Here is a 324-nt window from a genome sequence, read left to right on the forward strand (position 1 = left end):
TCGTCTACGACGCGGCGGCCGATCACTACGTCTGTCCCGCCGGCGCTGTGCTGACGAAATCTAACGCCCGCTCCGATCGACACGGTGACATCGATCATTATCGCAACCTGGACGCCTGCCATGCCTGCGCGATGCGGGCGCGCTGCACGACCGAGAAGTTCAAGCGCTTCAAGCGCTGGAAGGCCTTGAATTTCTGGGTCGTGCAGAGGGCCCGCATCGCGAAGGCATGACAGGCGTCCAGGTTGCGTTAATGATCGATGTCACCGTGTCGATCGGAGCGGGCGTTAGATTTCGTCAGCACAGCGCCGGCGGGACAGACGTAGT

At 61.7% G+C, this 324-nt stretch carries 1 pseudogene; it reads left to right on the forward strand.

Features of this window, described 5'->3' with window-relative positions:
- Positions 1-179, forward strand: a pseudogene (locus MKK75_RS17135) (IS5/IS1182 family transposase); the annotation flags it as partial.
- Positions 180-324 lie beyond the last annotated feature (145 nt).

This window comes from Methylobacterium sp. J-030 (genome assembly GCF_022829545.1).
In the GTDB taxonomy this organism is placed as follows: Bacteria; Pseudomonadota; Alphaproteobacteria; order Rhizobiales; family Beijerinckiaceae; genus Methylobacterium.